The following is a 1667-nucleotide window of genomic DNA, read 5'->3' as shown; positions in this document are numbered from 1 at the left end:
CGCGTCGACGGCTCCAGCGACCATGCCGATGACGATGCCGACGCCGATGCCGACCCCTACCAGGCCGGCGTCGCCGCGCTCTATCGCGGCGCGCTCGAACTGGCGCTCGCCCGCCGACAACCCGGTCAGCCCATCGTCGCGCTCGGCCATTGCCATATGCGCGACGGCGAGGTGTCGGAGGACTCCGAGCGGCGCATCGTGATCGGTGGCGCCGAGGCGCTGCCGGCCGGCATCTTCGACCCCGCCATCGCCTATGTCGCGCTGGGCCACCTGCATCGGCCGCAGAAGGTCGGCCGCCACGAGCACATCCGCTACAGCGGCAGTCCGCTGCCGATGTCGTTCTCCGAGATCCACTACCCGCACCAGGTCGTCAGCGCCAGACTGGACGGCCAAGCGCTGGCCGAGTGGCACGCGATCCCGGTGCCGAGGCCGGTCGAGCTGATGCGCGTGCCGCCGACGCCCCGGCCGCTGGAACCGGTGCTCGACGCACTGCGCGCGCTGGAGCTGCCGCCGTTGCCGGAGCCGCTGCAGCCCTATCTGCAGGTCCGCGTCACCCTGGACGGTCCCGAGCCGACACTGCGCGCGAAGGTCGAAGCCGCGCTCGACGGCAAGCCGGTGCGCCTCGCGCGCATCGAGGTCGGCGCCGCCGGCGCGCCCGGCGACGAGCCCGCGCCGATGCTGTCGGTCGACGATCTGAACCGGCTCGACCCGGCCGCGGTGTTCGCCTCGCTGTATCGCGAGCGGCATGGTGCCGAGGCGCCGGCCACGCTGGCGGCCGCGCTCGCCGAACTGCTGCACGCCCCGGACGCGGTCGCCGCGCCATGAGGATCCTCGCCATTCGCGGCCGCAACCTGGCCTCGCTGTCCGGCGAGTTCGCCATCGACTTCACGGCCGAACCGCTGGCCTCGGCGGGCCTGTTCGCGATCTGCGGGCCCACCGGCGCGGGCAAGAGCACGCTGCTCGATGCCCTGTGCCTGGCGTTGTATGACCGCACCCCGCGCGTCGCGCGTGTCGGCGGCCGCGACACGGTGCTGCCCGACGTCGCGGGCGAGACCATCGGCGCGCACGACACGCGCACGCTGCTGCGCCGCGGCGCCGCCGAGGGGCACGCCGAGGTCGACTTCGTCGGCGGCGACGGCCAGGCCTACCGCGCCCGCTGGAGCGTGCGCCGGGCCCGCGGCAAGGCCGGCGGCAAGCTTCAGCAGACGCAGATGTCGCTGGCACGGCTGCCCGGCGAGGAACCGGCCGGCGGCGGACTGAAGACCGAGGTCCAGGCCGCCATCGTCGAGCGCGTCGGTCTGACCTTCGAGCAATTCACGCGCGCGGTGCTGCTGGCACAGAACGAGTTCTTCGCCTTCCTGAAGGCTGGCGACGACGAACGCGCGGCGCTGCTGCAGGCGCTGACCGGCACCGGCCGCTTCGAGGCGATCTCGCGGCGCGCGTTCGAACGCAACAAGGCCGAGCAGGAAGCGCTGCGCCAGTTGCGCGAGCAGGCAGCGCAGCACCAGCCGCTGGACGCCGAAACGCGCGCGCAGTGCGAGCGGCAACGGCGGCAGCAGCAGGACGCGGTCACGGCGCTGGACGAACGGCTGCGGCAATACGAGGCGCAATTGCGCTGGCACGCCGATGCGGCCGACCTCGCCAGGCTCGAACAACAGGCGATCGAC

General features: G+C 73.2%; 2 protein-coding genes. Both read left to right on the top strand.

All coding sequences use genetic code 11. The features are described 5' to 3' along the window. The coding region (locus F7Q96_RS26390; protein ID WP_211923531.1) for an exonuclease SbcCD subunit D at positions 1 to 825 on the top strand (825 nt) is incomplete at its 5' end. After that, on the top strand, positions 822 to 1667 hold an 846-nt coding region (locus F7Q96_RS26385), incomplete at its 3' end, for an AAA family ATPase (protein ID WP_151023636.1). The genes F7Q96_RS26390 and F7Q96_RS26385, both read left to right, overlap by 4 nt.

Source organism: Cupriavidus gilardii, from assembly GCF_008801915.1.
GTDB lineage: Bacteria > Pseudomonadota > Gammaproteobacteria > Burkholderiales > Burkholderiaceae > Cupriavidus > Cupriavidus gilardii.
This window is presented reverse-complemented; position numbering and strand designations above follow the sequence as displayed.